18 protein-coding genes are annotated in these 15,219 nt (G+C 64.9%); 1 reads left to right on the top strand and 17 read right to left on the bottom strand.

Going from position 1 to position 15,219, the window contains the following annotated elements; genetic code table 11:
* Nucleotides 1-5: 5 nt before the first annotated feature.
* From P0Y50_11565 to lipA, 13 genes are all read right to left on the bottom strand, one after another.
* A complete protein-coding gene (locus tag P0Y50_11565) occupies nt 6-1,295 on the bottom strand; it encodes a pyruvate dehydrogenase complex dihydrolipoamide acetyltransferase (protein ID WEK39179.1) in 1,290 nt (429 codons plus the stop codon).
* Entirely contained in the window at nt 1,295-1,612 is a 318-nt protein-coding gene (locus P0Y50_11560) for a DUF5076 domain-containing protein (protein WEK39178.1), read from the bottom strand. Before P0Y50_11560 ends, P0Y50_11565 begins: the two co-directional genes overlap by 1 nt.
* Entirely contained in the window at nt 1,609-2,976 is a 1,368-nt protein-coding gene (locus P0Y50_11555; protein ID WEK39177.1) for a pyruvate dehydrogenase complex E1 component subunit beta, read from the bottom strand. The genes P0Y50_11560 and P0Y50_11555 overlap by 4 nt, the downstream gene beginning before the upstream one ends.
* Nucleotides 2,973-3,488: a hypothetical protein gene (locus P0Y50_11550; protein WEK39176.1), complete on the bottom strand. Its 516-nt coding sequence runs from the start codon at nt 3,486-3,488 to the stop codon at nt 2,973-2,975. Before P0Y50_11550 ends, P0Y50_11555 begins: the two co-directional genes overlap by 4 nt.
* Nucleotides 3,489-3,497: 9 nt before the next feature.
* Entirely contained in the window at nt 3,498-4,526 is a 1,029-nt protein-coding gene (gene pdhA / locus P0Y50_11545) for a pyruvate dehydrogenase (acetyl-transferring) E1 component subunit alpha (protein ID WEK39175.1), read from the bottom strand.
* Between the two features lie 135 nt (nt 4,527-4,661).
* A complete protein-coding gene (locus P0Y50_11540; GenBank protein WEK39174.1) occupies nt 4,662-4,973 on the bottom strand; it encodes a septum formation initiator family protein in 312 nt (103 codons plus the stop codon).
* 126 nt (nt 4,974-5,099) lie between these two features.
* On the bottom strand, nt 5,100-6,377 hold the full coding sequence (gene eno / locus P0Y50_11535; GenBank protein ID WEK39173.1) for a phosphopyruvate hydratase: 1,278 nt from the start codon (nt 6,375-6,377) through the stop codon (nt 5,100-5,102).
* Nucleotides 6,378-6,466: 89 nt separating this feature from the next.
* The gene (locus P0Y50_11530; GenBank protein WEK39172.1) at nt 6,467-7,096 is read right to left on the bottom strand and encodes a hypothetical protein; all 630 of its coding nucleotides are present in this window, start codon (nt 7,094-7,096) and stop codon (nt 6,467-6,469) included.
* A 113-nt stretch (nt 7,097-7,209) separates the two neighbouring features.
* Entirely contained in the window at nt 7,210-7,392 is a 183-nt protein-coding gene (rpmF, locus tag P0Y50_11525) for a 50S ribosomal protein L32 (GenBank protein ID WEK39171.1), read from the bottom strand.
* 153 nt (nt 7,393-7,545) lie between these two features.
* Nucleotides 7,546-8,097, bottom strand: coding sequence for a sugar O-acetyltransferase (locus tag P0Y50_11520; GenBank protein ID WEK39170.1), 552 nt, complete (start codon nt 8,095-8,097; stop codon nt 7,546-7,548).
* Nucleotides 8,094-9,209 (bottom strand): NAD(P)/FAD-dependent oxidoreductase, encoded by a 1,116-nt coding sequence (locus P0Y50_11515; protein WEK39169.1) that lies wholly within the window; start codon nt 9,207-9,209, stop codon nt 8,094-8,096. The genes P0Y50_11520 and P0Y50_11515 overlap by 4 nt, the downstream gene beginning before the upstream one ends.
* Nucleotides 9,206-9,658, bottom strand: a complete 453-nt coding sequence (locus tag P0Y50_11510) for a type II toxin-antitoxin system RatA family toxin (protein WEK39168.1) — start codon at nt 9,656-9,658, stop codon at nt 9,206-9,208. The genes P0Y50_11515 and P0Y50_11510 overlap by 4 nt, the downstream gene beginning before the upstream one ends.
* Nucleotides 9,659-9,665: 7 nt before the next feature.
* A complete protein-coding gene (gene lipA, locus P0Y50_11505) occupies nt 9,666-10,670 on the bottom strand; it encodes a lipoyl synthase (GenBank protein WEK41569.1) in 1,005 nt (334 codons plus the stop codon).
* Between the two features lie 129 nt (nt 10,671-10,799).
* On the opposite strand from lipA, the gene P0Y50_11500 reads away from it, so the two are divergent.
* Entirely contained in the window at nt 10,800-12,353 is a 1,554-nt protein-coding gene (locus P0Y50_11500; GenBank protein WEK39167.1) for an AMP-binding protein, read from the top strand.
* A 20-nt stretch (nt 12,354-12,373) separates the two neighbouring features.
* Here P0Y50_11500 and ygiD read toward each other — a convergent pair whose 3' ends face one another.
* The 4 genes from ygiD to P0Y50_11480 are packed head-to-tail and all read right to left on the bottom strand — an operon-like array spanning nt 12,374 to nt 15,128.
* Nucleotides 12,374-13,132, bottom strand: coding sequence for a 4,5-DOPA dioxygenase extradiol (ygiD, locus tag P0Y50_11495; GenBank protein WEK39166.1), 759 nt, complete (start codon nt 13,130-13,132; stop codon nt 12,374-12,376).
* Nucleotides 13,133-13,136: 4 nt separating this feature from the next.
* The gene (wrbA, locus tag P0Y50_11490) at nt 13,137-13,739 is read right to left on the bottom strand and encodes an NAD(P)H:quinone oxidoreductase (GenBank protein WEK39165.1); all 603 of its coding nucleotides are present in this window, start codon (nt 13,737-13,739) and stop codon (nt 13,137-13,139) included.
* A 52-nt stretch (nt 13,740-13,791) separates the two neighbouring features.
* On the bottom strand, nt 13,792-14,295 hold the full coding sequence (locus tag P0Y50_11485; GenBank protein ID WEK39164.1) for a hypothetical protein: 504 nt from the start codon (nt 14,293-14,295) through the stop codon (nt 13,792-13,794).
* A complete protein-coding gene (locus tag P0Y50_11480) occupies nt 14,271-15,128 on the bottom strand; it encodes a D-alanyl-D-alanine carboxypeptidase family protein (GenBank protein WEK39163.1) in 858 nt (285 codons plus the stop codon). The genes P0Y50_11485 and P0Y50_11480 overlap by 25 nt, the downstream gene beginning before the upstream one ends.
* Nucleotides 15,129-15,219 lie beyond the last annotated feature (91 nt).

Genomic DNA, 15,219 nt, shown 5'->3' with positions numbered 1-15,219 from the left:
CTCCCTTAAGCCAGCATCGCGACGGGATCTTCGATCAGCGGCTTGAACGCCTGCAGGAAGCGGGCGCCGGTCGCCCCGTCCACCACGCGGTGATCGCAGGTCAGGGTCACGGTCATCACGGTGGCCGCAACGATCTGGCCGTCCTTGACGACCGCGCGCTGCTCGCCCGCGCCCACGCTCATGATGCAGCCCTGCGGCTCATTGATGATCGAGGTGAACTGCTTGATGCCGAACATGCCCAGATTGGACACCGAGAAGGTGCCGCCCTGGAACTCTTCCGGCTTCAGCTTGCGCTCGCGGGCGCGCTTGGCCAGGTCCTTGGATTCGGTGGCGATCTGCGCCAGCCCCTTGGTCTCGGCCTTCTTGATGATCGGCGTAATCAGACCGCCGTCGATGGCCACGGCCATGGAGACGTCGGCGTTGTGGTGCATGGCGATGCCCTCGGGCGTGTAGGAGGCGTTCGCCTCCGGCACGGCCTTCAGGGCCAGGGCCGCCGCCTTGATGACGAAGTCGTTGACGGAGACCTTGATCCCCTGCGGCTCCAGCATCTTGTTGACCTTGGCGCGCACAGCCATCAGCTGATCGATCTCGACATCGATGAACAGCGGGAAGTGCGGCACGTTCTGGATGCTGTCGACCATGCGACGCGCGACGGCCTTTCTCATGCCGTCCAGCGGAATCAGGTCGTAGCTGCCGTCCGGAATGCCCATCTGCGCCAGCGACTGGGCCTTGCGCGGTTCGGCTGCGGCGCTGGCGGCCGTCGATGCGGATGCGGCCGCGGCAGGCTGGGTCGAACCCTTGCCGGCAGCCTCGACATCGCGCTTGACGATGCGGCCGTGCGGGCCTGTGCCCTTGATCGACTTCAGATCGACGCCGTTCTGGGCGGCGATGCGACGGGCCAGGGGCGAAGAGAAGATGCGTTCGCCGCTGTCGGCTTTCGGCGCGGCGGACGCTGGCGCAGGCTTCGCAGCCTCGGCGGCGGGCGCGGGCTCGACCTTGGCGGCCTCTTGCGGCTTGGACGCAGGCGCCTCTGCAGCCTTGGGCGCAGCGGCACCGCCTTCGTCCTTCAGGCGGGCGATGGGCGTGTTGACCTTCACGCCTTCCGTGCCCTCGGCGACCAGAATGTCGGTGACTTCGCCTTCGTCCACAGCCTCGACTTCCATCGTGGCCTTGTCGGTTTCGATCTCGGCGATCACGTCTCCGGCGGACACGACGTCCCCGACCTTGACGTGCCACTTGGCCAGAACGCCCTCCTCCATGGTCGGAGACAGGGCCGGCATCAGGATATCGGTCATCAGGCGTTCCCCCCGGTTTGCGTTGTCGGCTCGGCGACGGAGCGAACGTCGTTCGCCTTCACCACTTCGCTGAGGCCTTCGAGGATGCGGTGGTAGGCCGCAGTTTCATCGTGGTTGTGGCGCACGGCGTAGCCGTGAGCCATGTGGCGCGCTGCATACGCCAACAGACGGCCGAACTGGATCGGATCGTTGAAGGCGGGCTTTACCGCCATCACTGGCTCTTCCTTCGACCACCACATCCGCAGCAGTTCGATAGCCTCGGGATCAGCCGCGACGCTGTCCGGCGTCTTCAGCATGAACTCCGACGCCTCGGTCATGCCATCACCTGTTTCACGGCCGCGATGATCTTGTCCACGCCCGGCAGCGACAGAACTTCCAGATTGGCGGCGTAGGGCAGCGGCACGTCTTCCTGGTGCACGCGCAGCGGCGGGGCGTCCAGATAGTCGAAGGCGTGTTCGATCACGCGGGCCACGACCTCGGCGCCGACGCCCATCGGCCCCCAGCCCTCTTCGGCCGAGACCAGACGGTTGGTCTTCTTGACGCTCTCGACGATGGTTTCATGGTCCAGCGGACGCAGGGTGCGCAAGTCGATGACCTCGGCCTCGATGCCCTCCTCGGCCAGCTTCTCGGCGGCCTGGAGCGCGAAGCCGACCATGCGGGCGTGGGCCGTAATGGTGACGTCCTTGCCTTCGCGACGCACCTTGGCCTTGCCGATGGCCAGGACGTAGTCGTCGACTTCCGGCACGTCGAACTCGGTGCCGTACAGCATTTCGTGTTCGAGGAAGACGACCGGGTTCGGGTCGCGAATGGCGGCCTTCAGCAGGCCCTTAGCGTCAGCCGCGTCATAGGGCGCGATGACCTTCAGGCCCGGAACCTGAGCGTACCAGGCGGAATAGTCCTGGCTGTGCTGGGCGCCGACGCGGCTGGCGGCGCCGTTGGGGCCACGGAAGACGATGGACGCCTTGATCTGACCACCCGACATATAGAGCGTCTTGGCGGCCGAGTTGATGATGTGGTCGATCGCCTGCATGGCGAAGTTGAACGTCATGAACTCGACGATCGGCTTCAGACCCGACATGGCCGCCCCAACACCCAGGCCGGCGAACCCGTGCTCGGTGATCGGGGTGTCGACGACGCGCTGGTCGCCGAACTCCTGCAACAGGTCGCGGCTGACCTTATAGGCGCCCTGGTATTGGGCCACTTCCTCGCCGATCAGGAAAACGCGGTCGTCGCGACGCATTTCCTCGGCCATGGCGTCGCGCAGGGCGTCGCGCACAGTCGTCTTGACCAGTTTGGCGTCCGACGGGATTTCCGGGTCGCGCAGCTCGACCTTGGGCGTCGCGGTCTGGGCCGGGGCCTTTTCAGGATCACCGGTCTTGCCTTCTACAGCGGCCTTGGGCGCGTCGGTTTCAGCGGCCTTGGGCGCGGGCGCGGCAGCGCCGTCTTCTCCCGCCAGACGCGCGATAGGCGTATTGACCTTCACGTTCTCGGAACCCTCGGGCACCAGGATTTCCAGCACTTCACCTTCGTCGACAGCTTCGACTTCCATCGTGGCTTTGTCGGTTTCGATCTCGGCGATCACCTGGCCGGCCGACACGGCGTCGCCCGCCTTGATGTGCCATTTGGTCAGCGTGCCCTCTTCCATCGTGGGGGACAGCGCCGGCATCAGAATGTCGGTCATTGAACGGGCTCTCCATTCAGCGGTTGCCGCTGTTCCAGGGTGTTCGCCCAGGTTTTCAGTGAGGTTATGTAGTTGGCTGGTATTTCGCCGCGACCGCTGCATGCCGGGCCGTCGCCCTCAATCTTGAAAACGATTGGCTGGTCGTCCGTAGCATAGATGCCGGGAAAGAAGCTGGTCGAGTATGACTCGGAGCGCTCGTACAGCGGAATTTCGCTGTTGGACTCACCCATGAAGAGTTTAACCGAGTCTGGGGACTGGCAACCAACGAGCTTAAACTGGAAAATCAGATCAATGCTGCTCCATGGCGGGTCGACGCGCCCCCTCTCATAACTCACCTGATAGGCTAGTTCGGGAGTAGATTGAGATGGGTTGTAAATAACCTGGGTCAATGCTTGCCCGGTACAGACCTGTGGATCGCAACGCTCTAGGGTCTCCAATTCTACACCCTCTACAACGACATATGTTGGCTCGGCCTGATTTGAAGTGGCAATCTGGCCGAGGAGAAGAGCCAATAAGATCACCTACGCCTCCACGTAGACGTCGGTATAGAGCTCGGACGGATCCGGCTCAGGGCTTTCCTGCGCGAACTGCACAGCCTCGGCGACAATCGCCTTGATCTCGTTATCGATGACCTTCAGCTCCTCTTCGGTCGCCTTGGCGGCCGACAGCAGCATTTTCAGGTGATCGATCGGGTCGCGGGTCTTCTTGACCTCGTCGACCTCTTCCTTCGTGCGGTATTTCGCCGGGTCGGACATCGAGTGACCGCGATAGCGATAGGTCTTCACTTCCAGAATGAAGGGGCCGCCGCCTTCACGCGCGCGCTTGACCGCGCGGGCGGTGGCGTCGCGCACGGCCAGAACATCCATGCCGTCCACCTGTTCGCCCGGAATGCCGAAGCTGGCGCCGCGCTGGTACAGTTCCGTGGTCGAGGACGAGCGTTCGATGCTCGTGCCCATGGCGTACTGATTGTTCTCGATGATGTAGATGGCCGGCAGCTTCCACAGCTGCGCCATGTTGAAGCTCTCGTACACCTGCCCCTGGTTCGAGGCGCCGTCGCCGAAATAGACGAAGGCCACCGAATCGTCGCCGCGATACTTACCGGCGAAGGCCAGGCCGGTGCCCAGCGCCACCTGGGCGCCGACGATGCCGTGACCGCCATAGAACCCGGTCGGCACGTCGAACATGTGCATCGAGCCGCCCTTGCCCTTGGACGAGCCGCCGCTGCGGCCGGTCAGCTCGGCCATGACTTCCTTCGGATCCATGCCCGCGGCCAGCATGTGGCCATGGTCGCGATAGCCGGTGATGATCTTGTCGTGGCCCTGTTTGACGCTCTCCTGAACGCCCACCGCCACGGCCTCCTGGCCGATATACAGGTGGCAGAAGCCGCCGATCAGACCCATGCCGTACAGTTGACCCGCGCGTTCCTCGAAGCGGCGGATCAGAACCATTTCGCGATAGAAGCGAAGCAGGTCTTCCTTGGACGCCGTGGGCGTATTGGGCAGTTTGTCAGGCGTGGTCGTCTGAGCGGATTTGGCTGGGGCTTTCGCCATCCGGTATCTCCCGGCTAGGCGCCGGGAAGCGACGCCTTCTTATCGTTACGGAAACGGGCTTTAGCAGCCTTCCTTCCCGGAACGCAAAGGGGTGCGGGCCGGGCTGTAACAATAGTTCAAGTGGCCTGGGCGGGTTCAGCCCTGCGTAGGCGGAGCCGACACGCGGATCACATAGTCGCGCGGGTCGGAAAAGCCCAACACGGCCCGCGCGCGTTCCTCCAGCAGATCGCGCGACAGGCTGTCAGTACGCAGATATCGGACCCTGGTCTCCAGGTCGCGCCGCTGTTCGGCCAGGTGCGCGAGCTGAGTCTCGCGCTGATCCAGAAGCGCATCGCGCGAGGCGCCGCTCAGCAGCCCGCGCTCGCCCGTCAAAGCCTGCACGCCGAGATAGGCGAGCAAAAGCATCAGGGCACAGGATACGCGGTAAGGTTTCATCCGTTCGGGCACTTATGACGCTCCTTCTGAGCGCAAGAACACAGTTCATGGACCGTGCCCGAAAATGCCTAACGAAATGTAGCTTGACCGTAAGAAAGTCGGCGAAGAACGCTGATTCTCCGCCGATATTTCCAACGCCTACTTCAACAGCATGCCGTCGCCGAAATAGACGCCCTGGTCGCCCAGCATCTCTTCGATGCGCAGCAGCTGATTATATTTGGCCACCCGGTCGGAACGGGCCAGCGAGCCGGTCTTGATCTGCCCGCAGTTGGTGGCCACGGCCAGGTCGGCGATGGTCGAGTCCTCGGTTTCACCCGACCGATGGCTCATCACCGCCGTATAGCCCGCGCGTTGGGCCATATCGACCGCATCCAGCGTCTCCGACAGCGTGCCGATCTGGTTGACCTTGATCAGGATCGAGTTGGCCAGCCCCTCGCCGATGCCGGCGGCCAGACGCGCGGGATTGGTCACGAACAGATCGTCGCCGACCAGTTGAACCCGGTCGCCCAGGCGCTCGGTCAGCAGTCGCCAGCCATCGAAATCGTCCTCGGCCATCCCGTCCTCGATGGAGACGATGGGGAAGCGCTCGCACAGATCGACCAGATAGGCGGCCATGCCGTCGGCATCGACGGTCTTGCCCTCGCCGGTCATCAGGTATTTGCCGTCCTTGAAGAACTCGGTCGAGGCGACGTCCAGACCCAGGTGGAAGTCCTCGCCCGCCAGATAGCCGGCGGCCTGACCCGCCTTGGTGATGAAGCTCAGCGCCTCTTCCGCCGAGGCCAGATTGGGGGCGAATCCGCCTTCGTCGCCGACGTTGGTGTTGTGGCCCGCGTCCTTCAGCTGCGTCTTCAGCGCATGGAAGATTTCCGTGCCCATCCGCAGGGCGTCGGTGAAGGTCTCTGCGCCCGTCGGCAGGATCATGAACTCTTGGATGTCGATCGGATTGTCGGCATGGGCGCCGCCGTTGATGATGTTCATCATCGGGGTGGGCAGCACGCGGGCCGAGACGCCGCCGATGTAGCGATACAGCGGCAGGCCCGACGAAATCGCGCTGGCCTTGGCCGCCGCCAACGACACGCCCAGGATGGCGTTGGCGCCTAGACGGCCCTTGTTGGGCGTACCATCCAATTCGATCATCGCCTCATCCAGGCGGCGCTGGTCTTCGGCGTCCATGCCGGACAGGGCGTCGAAAATCTCGCCATTCACGGCGTCGACGGCCTTCTGAACGCCCTTGCCGCCCCAGACCTCCTTGTCGCCGTCGCGCAGTTCGACGGCTTCGTGCGCGCCGGTCGAGGCGCCCGAGGGCACGGCGGCCCGGCCGAACGAGCCGTCGTCCAGAATCACATCCACTTCGACCGTCGGATTGCCTCGGCTGTCGAGGATCTGGCGGGCGACGATGTCGGCGATGTCGGTCATGGCTCGGCTCTTTGGCTCAAGGCGGAAGTGAAGTCAGACGGGTTTAGCCGCCCGTCCGCCAAAGGCCAATGCCGCCGTGCGCCGTCAGGTCAGGAACAACCCTCGACCAGCTGGATCGTCGGATCGCCCGCATGGATCATGATGACCTTGCCGTCCGTGCCGATCTCATAGCGGACACCGCGCGCGGATGGATCTGTGACGTAGCTGGCCGAGCCGCCGCGGGTCCAGGCGAACAAATCCTCGGCCGGCGCGGCTTGATATTTGTGCGGCTCGGCGAAGATCGAACCGCCATAGGCCTGTTTGATCGCCATGGCCGTATCGCCCAAGCCGAATCCCCGGTCGGTCTTGATCCTGGCGTCGCGCATCAGGGTGATTCGCGTCAGCTTGCCGTCCTGGATCATCACATTGACGCCTTCGGGCGCGCGCGATGGATGGAACTGGTCGCAGACTTCTGGCTCGGCTCCGCTGACAGACTTCGGATTCGCCCGGTCGCCCCAGGCCGCGATCAGATCGGCCTTGCTCATGCCGATCCGCGCCGCGCCAAGCCCCTCGGCGGTCAGGATATTGGGATCGGCGGCAGGGGCCGCCGGCGCCTGAGCCGCCGGCGCCATCGCGACAGGGGCTGCATCCGTTGGAGCCTGCGCGGCCGGGCGGTCGTCGCGCCCACAGGCGGCGAGGGTCAAAAGCGCGCAGGCGCTGACGGCGGTGAGACGAATCATAATGCAGCGATCTCCAAATGAAGCTTCACTGCCGGGAACGCACGAAAACGGCGCGCGGATCACCGCGCGCCGTATATATTCTCGTTCGGCCCATGGCCGCTGTCGGTGAAGACCTAGTCTTCCTTGGGCGTGATGACCTGGCGACCGCGATAGGTGCCGGTCTTCAGGTCGATGTGGTGCGGGCGCTTCAGCTCGCCGGTGTCCTTGTCCTCAACATAGACGTTGGAGGTCAGGGCATCGTGGGCGCGGCGCATGTTGCGACGCGAGGGGGATACTTTGCGCTTCGGAACGGCCATGTCCGTCTCAATCTTCTAAGTCGGGCGCCGCCTAGAGCCTAAGCCTGTCTGGCGCGAAAACGATAGCGGCGGCCCCCAACCCTCATCAGAAGGATGCCGAGCCGCCACGCGAGGCGCGGCTTATGCATGAACCGCGCGACGATTTCAAGGCGTTTAAACAGGCGTCAGACGACGCACGATCTTCGCGGGATTGCCGACCACCACGACGTCCGGCGGCACATCCTTCGTCACCACCGAACCGGCCCCGATGACCGAGCGATCCCCAACCGTAACGCCCGCCAGAACAATGGCGCCGCCGCCGATCCACACGTCGTCGCCGATAGTGATGGATCGGGCCGTCTCCTCGCCCCGACGCGCCACCGCGTCCAGCGGATGCTCGGGCGTCAGAAGCTGCACCCCCGGCCCGGCCTGGAAATTGTCTCCGATTCGAATCTCGGCGCAGTCCAAGAACACGCAGTTGGCGTTGGCGAAGGCGCGTTGGCCAAGATGGATGTTGACGCCATAGTCGCAGAAGAAGCCCGGCATGATGACCGCCTTGTTGTCCGCAGCGTTCACCAACTGGTTCACCAGGGCGCTGCGGCGGTCCCGATCCGGCTCGGCGTTGATGGCGACCGTCAGGCCCACGGCGCGGGCGCGTCCGTCCCTCAGGTCTGCGTCGCCCGGATCATAGGGCAGGCCCGCCAGCATCTTTTCACGCTCGGTCATTGGGTCTCCGTCAAGGCGTGCGCCACCGCCTCGCCGATGGCCAGTGAGCTGGTCAGGCCGGGGCTCTCGATGCCGAACAGGGCCATCAGACCGTCGATGCCGTGATGCTCGCGCCCATGCAGTTGAAAGTCCGGCTGCGGCTCGCCCGGCCCATGCAGTTTCGGCCGAATACCGGCGTAGTCGGGCGTCAGGGCGCCGTCGGGCAGGCCGGGCCAGAAGCGGCGGATATAGGTCGCGAACCCTTCCGCCTTGGCCGGATCGACCGAATAGTCCTCGACCTCCACATAGGCCAGATCAGGCCCAAACACCCCCTGCCCGCCCAGGTCCTTGCGATAGTGGGTGCCCAAAGCGCCGGGGATCGGCGGCGGATAGATCAATCGGTCGAACGGCGCCTTGCCGACCAGCCGGAAATAGACCCCCTTGCCGAAATGGCCCGGCGGAATGTTGGTCGCGGGATAGCCCGTGACGCTGGCCGCCACGCTCTGCGCCGACAGACCCGGCGCGGTGATCAAAAGGCGGCTGGAGACAGTCATCGCCCCCTGCCCGCCCACACGAACGGAAAAACCGCCGCCTGACATTGGCTCGGCGCCTTCGAACGGCGCCGACACCACCACCGAGCCGCCCGCATCCTCGATCTCGCCCTGCAGGGCCAGCATATAGCCGTGGCTGTCAAACAGGCCGCTCTCCGGCGACAGGATGGCCGCATGGGCGTTCAGGGCCGGCTCCAGCGCCCGCGCCTGGGCGCCGGTCAGATGCGCCAGCCCCTCCACCCCGTTCGCCGTCGCCTGTTCGAAGATGGCTTCGATTCGCCCGACCTCGGCCTCTTCGGTCGCCACGACCAGCTTGCCGCACTTCCAATGGTCGATCTTGCGACTGGCCAGGAAATCATACAGCGCCCGCCGCCCCTCGACGCAGAACTGCGCCTTCAAGGAGCCGCTCGGATAATAGAGCCCGCCGTGGATCACCTCGGAATTGCGGGAAGAAACGCCCTGGCCGATGTGGCCTTCCTTCTCCAGCACCAGAACCGTCAGGCCCCGCTTCGACAACGCCCGACCGCAGGCCAGGCCCACAGCCCCGGCGCCCACGACAGTTGCGTCGAAATCGAAGCTCATGATCCGCCATACCTCCGCCTGGCCTCGGCCTCGAAACAGCCGATCAGCTTTTCCACCGCCCGGTCGAAATTGGCCTGGAGCATCAGGTCCAGCACCCGGGACTTGAAGGCGAAGTCGATCATGAACTCCAACCGCGTTCCTTCGGGATGCGGGAAAAACTCCCAGCGGTTCTTCAGATGCTTGAACGGCCCGCGCAGCAGACCGACCTCGACCTTTGGCGCATTGTGGTCGTGGCGCACCCAGGTCGAAAACCGCTCTTTCAGCACCGCGAATCCGACGCCCGCCTCGGCGTCCACCACGGTCACGCCGTCAGCCTCGACGCGGTCGTTCCAGACCCGCATCGACGTGACCCAGGGCACGAAGTCGGGATAGGTCCGCACATCGGCGACCAGACCGGCAAGCTGTTCGGGCGCATAAGGAAGAATGCGCGTGACGCGATGGACCGCCATTCCAGGCTTAGCGCTTCAACTGCGCCTCGCGCGCCGCCTTCAGCCGGGCGAAGTCGTCGCCGGCATGGTGAGACGAACGCGTCAGCGGCGACGAAGACACCATCAGGAAGCCCTTGGCGCGCGCGATCGCCTCATAGGCCTTGAATTCTTCCGGCGTGACGAAGCGGTCGATGGCGGCGTGTTTGCGCGTCGGCTGTAGATATTGGCCGATGGTGATGAAGTCGACGCCTGCGGACCGCATGTCGTCCATCACCTGCATGACCTCTTCCTTGGTCTCGCCCAGACCAACCATGATGCCGGACTTGGTGAACTGCTCGGGGTCGCGCTCCTTGACCATCTGCAACAGACGCAGGGAATGGAAGTAGCGGGCGCCGGGCCGGATCTTCAGATACAGGCGCGGCACGGTTTCCAGGTTGTGATTGAAGACGTCGGGCTTGGCGTCGATCATCACAGCGGCCGCGCCATCCTTACGCAGGAAGTCGGGCGTCAGAATTTCGATGGTGGTGTTGGGCGCCTGGATGCGGATCTGGCGCACCACCTCGGCGAAGTGGGCCGCGCCGCCGTCCGACACGTCGTCGCGGTCGACCGAGGTGATGACGACGTGGTTCAGACCCATCTGGGACACGGCCAGACCCACCTTGCCCGGCTCCTCCGGATCCAGCGGCTGGGGCAGGCCCGTCTTTACGTTGCAGAAGGCGCAGGCCCGCGTGCAGGTGTCGCCCATGATCATCAGGGTGGCGTGCTTCTGGCTCCAGCACTCGCCAATATTGGGGCAGGCCGCCTCTTCACAGACGGTATGCAGCCCCTTGGAGCGGACGATGTCCTTGGTGGCGTTGTACTGGCCCGAACCGGGGGCCTTGACCCGCAGCCAGTCAGGCTTTTTCAGCACGACCGATTCCGGCCGGTTCTGCTTTTCCGGGTGACGCAGTTCCGACGGCTTGCGCTGCAGGGTGTCGATCAGGGTGACCATGGCCGGTATTTCGGCTTTCCGCGCCCGGAAGGCAAGGCACAGCGCGTTACAGACCGCGACCGCTCGGGAACTCACGCGACGTAACGCATCTTTTCAAGATGACGCGGCGGCATTAATGACAAACGCCCGAACAGCAGAGAGGGCGTCTCGCGCCCTTCGTAGGAGACGCGTTTGCGCCAGGCCCTGGATCCGTCGCTTTACCAACAAACCCTGATCGACGCCCTGATCGAGGCGCGCGCGCGGTTCGGCGACAAGGAAATCCTGGAAGACCAGGATCGTCATCCCCTGACCTACACCGGCCTGATCCGGGCGGCTTTCGTGCTGGGCCGCAAGATCGCGCAGATGACGGAACGGGTCGAGCGGGTCGCCATTCTGCTGCCGTCCTCGATGGGGGTTGTCGTCACCTTCTTCGGTCTGCACGCCCACGGCCGCGTGCCGGTGATGCTGAACTTCACCGCCGGCGAGGCCAATCTTAAGGCGGCCATCAAGGCGTCAGGCGTCAAGAAGGTGCTGACCGCCAAACGCTTCATAGATCAGGCCAAGCTGGACGACCTGATTGTTGAGCTGAAAACGGTCGCCGATGTCGTCTGGCTGGACGACGTGCGAAAGACCATCGGCCTGGCCGACAAATTGTATGGCCTGGCCGCCGGCGCCGCGCCAAAGCGGTTCCGCGTCAGGACAGACCCCGACGCGCCGGGCGTCGTCCTGTTCACCTCGGGCAGTTTCGGTACGCCGAAGGGCGTGGTGTTGAGCCAGCAGAATCTTGTGGCCAATGCGCGTCAGGTGGCCGCCCACATCGACCTCGATCCGTCCTGGGTCATGTTCAACCCCCTGCCGACCTTCCACTGTTTCGGCCTGACCGGCGGCGTCATCCTGCCGTTGCTGCAGGGATTGAAGGCGTTCGAATATCCGTCGCCGCTGCACGCCAAACAGATCACCGACCTGCTGCCCCAGGTGAACGCCTCGATCCTGTTCGCGACCGACACCTTCCTGAGCCAATACGCGCGTGTGGCCGAGCCGAACGACTTCGCCACCCTGAAGTTCGCCGTCGCCGGCGCCGAGAAGGTGCGCGACGAAACCCGCGCCCTGTTCAACACCAAGTTCGGCGGCGTGGAACTGCTGGAAGGCTATGGCGCGACAGAAGCCTCGCCCGTCATCGCCGTGAACCACCCCGACCGCAACGCGCCGGGCACGGTGGGCCAGATGCTGCCGGGCATCGACTGGAAGCTGGAACCCGTCGAGGGGATCGACGGCGGCGGCCGCCTGTTCCTCAAGGGTCCGAACGTCATGAGCGGCTATGTCACTTCGGCCGAGCCGCTGACCTGGGACGCCATTGGCGACGACTGGCTGGATACCGGCGACATCGTCGACGTGGACGCCGACGGCTATGTCACCATAAAGGGGCGCGCCAAACGCTTCGCCAAGATCGGCGGCGAGATGGTCTCACTGACGGCGGTCGAGGGCATCGCCGGCGCGGTCTGGCCCGAACGTCGTCACGCCGTCGTCGCGATCCCCGACAGCCGAAAGGGCGAAAAATTGGTCCTGGTCACCGACCACGACGCCGCCGAGGTCGCGCCCCTGGCCGAATGGGCGCGCACCAACGGCGCGCCGGAACTGATCGTGCCCAAGAAGATCGTCAAGGTCTCCGAGGTGCCGGTCCTGGGCACCGGCAAGACGGACTATGTCGCCATCCAGAAAATGGTCGAGGCGGAAAAAGCGGCCTGATCGGGCCGCTTTTTCCGGCGTCAGCCGATCCGAACGCCGGTCATCGAGATCGATCCGCCATCGATGCGATCGTTGAAGAAGTGGACGGGTTCGCCCGGCTGTTGCTGGGCGGCGATATAGAGCACCGGCAGATAGTGTTCGTCGGTCGGCACGCTTAGCTGCGCGTCCTCGGCCAGGCCCACCCAGTCGATCAGGGCCTTGTGGTCGCCCCGCTCGAACGCGGCCTTGACCGCCGTGTTGAAGCCCGTCGCCCAGGCGTAGGGCTCGGCCCCGTCCTCACGCTTCCAGGTCCGCAAATTATGGACGAAGTCGCCCGATCCGGCGATGACGATCCCCTCGTCGCGCAGAGGCGTCAGCCCCTTGGCAAGGTCGTAATGCTGGCGCGCCGTCAGGTCGCGGTTAAGCGACAACTGCACAACCGGCACGTCGGCCTCGGGCCAGACATGACACAGCACCGACCAGGTCCCATGGTCCAGCCCCCACTGTTGCGTTTCGATGGCGCCCGTCAAGGCCGACACCCGGGCCGCCAATTCGGGCGATCCGGGCGCGGGATACTGCATGTCATGAAGTTCACGCGGGAAATTCCCGAAATCATGGATGGTCTCGGGCCTTTTCTGCGCCGTGACGCCCAGCCCACGCGTCTCCCAATGGGCGGACACCATGACCACGCCCTTGGGTTTGCCTATGGCCCGGCCCAGGTCGCGCCAGGCGGCCCCATAGGGACCGCCCAGTGCATTCATGGGCGAACCGTGACCGAAGAAGACGGCGGGCTGGCGCATCGGATCAGCCGTGCAGCTTCTTGGCCAGTTCGGCGATATGCTTGCCCTGGAAGCGAGCGCCGCCCAGGTCGATATCGCTGGGCTGACGCGAGCCGTCGCCGCCCGTGATGGTGGAGGCGCCATAGGGCGAACCGCCGTGGATCGCATCCAGCGTCATCTGCGCCTGATACGAATAGGGCAGACCGACCACCGGCATCCCGTGGTGCATGAAGAAGTTATGCAGGCCCTGGAAGGTGGATTCCTGGCCGCCATGCTGGGTCGCCGTGGCGGTGAAGGCGCCGCCGATCTTGCCGATCAGCGCGCCCGAGAACCACAGGCCGCCGGCCTGGTCCAGAAAGGCGCGCATCTGCGACGCGGCCGAGCCGAAGCGGGTGCCCGCGCCGATGATGATGGCGTCATAGTCCTTCAGGTCGTCGATCTTGGCGATCGGAGCCTTCTGGTCCAGCTTGTAGTGCGAGGCCTTGGCCAGGTCTTCCGGCACGGTTTCGGGCACGCGCTTGATGTCCACGACTGCGCCTTCGACCTCGCGCGCGCCTTCGGCGACGGCTTCGGCCATGGTTTCCAGGTGACCATAGGTCGAGTGATAAAGGACCAGAACTTTAGGCATCGGGGAGGCTCCGTTGAATGACTGGGGCCGTCATTCGCAACAACGACCGTTGCTAACTTGGCGCGTCCCTGCTCGGCGCGCAAGTCCCAGGCTCTGATTTCGGCTCGAACGGGCAAAGCGCCGCGTAGAAGGCGGGCGATCCCGGCGTGGATCGGCCCCGCAGGCCATGGAAGCGATGTTCCATCACCATGGCCTGCTGCTCGATATTCAGCGCCTCCCAACGGTGCATCGCAAAGGGGTCGTAGGCATAGGACGCGGCCGTGTCGCCAGCCTTCAGCTTGGCCCACAACAGGTTGACGCCCTGCTGGGCCTGCCAGACGTGGGTCAGTTCGTGGATCAGCACGCCCTGCACCTGGGCCGATGCTGCGGCGAAATCCGCGACTAGGCTGCGGTGCGGCCAGACGATCCAGTCGCGCCCGAACCAGCGCCCGGCCACGAAGGCGCGTCGGAACGGCCAGGCGATCAGCCGCACCATATCCAGCCGCAGCGCCCCGCCGAACGCCTCGCGCGCCAGCCCCGCCTCGGCCTGTGTCAGGGCGCGAACGATGGGTCCCACGGCCTCACATACTCCCAGTGCCAGGGTTCAAAGACGTAAGGCGTGAAACCGAAACGCCCGGCGTTTTCCACCAGCCAGCGATAGGTCTCCGTCCGCGCCATATATTCGCGGCTGGCGGGGGACGTGGAGTCCACGCCCAGACCCGGCGCCTGCCCCACATAGAGATCGACGGCCGTTCCGGTCCGATGCGGCGAACAGACCGCCCGTCTCAGACCATCGCAATTGCCTTGCTGGGCGCAGCGCGCCGCATCCGCCTCCGGGTCGCGAAAGCCCGAGAAGATCTGCAGCAGTTCGGGATTGGCCGCGACCTCGGGAACCTCGGCGCGGGCGGCGGCGACCAGTCGGCGATAGGCGTCCAGCACGTCGCGTCGCAACAGCCGGGTCAGCCGGTCGGCATGTTCTTCCTCGGCGACCAGATAGCCCAGTTGGTTGATCGGCGGCGGCTCGGGGCACAGGCCGCCGACGCGCGCCATCACGAAGGGCCGCCGCTCCTGCCACACGCCGCGGAACACCTGAAAGGTCGCGGCGTCCAACAGGCCGGTCGGCGCCAGCCCATGCGTCTGCTGAAAACCCGCCAGCTGCGAGGCGAAGATCGGCGTGCCGGCCCCACAGCGGGTGTGCAGCTCCTGCTGGATCAACGGCAGATAGGGCCGCCAACCCCATTCGGTCGATCCGAACGGGGTCCACGGCATGGCATAGGCCGCCTCGGCGTTGGCCAGTCCTTGCGCGCCCCAGACATCGGCATTGGTGTGGCATGGTCCCGCCGCTCTGGCCTGCCCGGCGAAAAGCGTTCCCAGCATCAGACCGAACAGGGCGAACAGACGAAGCGACATGACCGCAGCAAGCCCCAAGCGGGCGGCGAAGTCCACCATACCGCTGACGCGCCAAAGCTGCGATGGTGCCGCAGGTCCGACTCATCCGGGC

Origin of the sequence: Candidatus Brevundimonas colombiensis, assembly GCA_029202665.1 — a bacterium.
In the GTDB taxonomy this organism is placed as follows: Bacteria; Pseudomonadota; Alphaproteobacteria; order Caulobacterales; family Caulobacteraceae; genus Brevundimonas; species Brevundimonas colombiensis.
Note: the sequence above shows the minus strand (reverse complement) of the source record. Positions and strands in the feature narration are given on the sequence as shown.

What these genes read in the sequence shown, in the direction of transcription:
- P0Y50_11560 (WEK39178.1), bottom strand. Translation starts at nt 1,612, where the DNA reads ATGACCGAGGCGTCGGAGTTCATGCTGAAGACGCCGGACAGCGTCGCG.
- ygiD (WEK39166.1), bottom strand. Translation starts at nt 13,132, where the DNA reads ATGCGCCAGCCCGCCGTCTTCTTCGGTCACGGTTCGCCCATGAATGCA.
- P0Y50_11555 (WEK39177.1), bottom strand. Translation starts at nt 2,976, where the DNA reads ATGACCGACATTCTGATGCCGGCGCTGTCCCCCACGATGGAAGAGGGC.
- P0Y50_11565 (WEK39179.1), bottom strand. Translation starts at nt 1,295, where the DNA reads ATGACCGATATCCTGATGCCGGCCCTGTCTCCGACCATGGAGGAGGGC.
- P0Y50_11530 (WEK39172.1), bottom strand. Translation starts at nt 7,096, where the DNA reads ATGATTCGTCTCACCGCCGTCAGCGCCTGCGCGCTTTTGACCCTCGCC.
- wrbA (WEK39165.1), bottom strand. Translation starts at nt 13,739, where the DNA reads ATGCCTAAAGTTCTGGTCCTTTATCACTCGACCTATGGTCACCTGGAA.
- P0Y50_11515 (WEK39169.1), bottom strand. Translation starts at nt 9,209, where the DNA reads ATGAGCTTCGATTTCGACGCAACTGTCGTGGGCGCCGGGGCTGTGGGC.
- rpmF (WEK39171.1), bottom strand. Translation starts at nt 7,392, where the DNA reads ATGGCCGTTCCGAAGCGCAAAGTATCCCCCTCGCGTCGCAACATGCGC.
- eno (WEK39173.1), bottom strand. Translation starts at nt 6,377, where the DNA reads ATGACCGACATCGCCGACATCGTCGCCCGCCAGATCCTCGACAGCCGA.
- P0Y50_11510 (WEK39168.1), bottom strand. Translation starts at nt 9,658, where the DNA reads ATGGCGGTCCATCGCGTCACGCGCATTCTTCCTTATGCGCCCGAACAG.
- P0Y50_11520 (WEK39170.1), bottom strand. Translation starts at nt 8,097, where the DNA reads ATGACCGAGCGTGAAAAGATGCTGGCGGGCCTGCCCTATGATCCGGGC.
- P0Y50_11480 (WEK39163.1), bottom strand. Translation starts at nt 15,128, where the DNA reads ATGTCGCTTCGTCTGTTCGCCCTGTTCGGTCTGATGCTGGGAACGCTT.
- pdhA (WEK39175.1), bottom strand. Translation starts at nt 4,526, where the DNA reads ATGGCGAAAGCCCCAGCCAAATCCGCTCAGACGACCACGCCTGACAAA.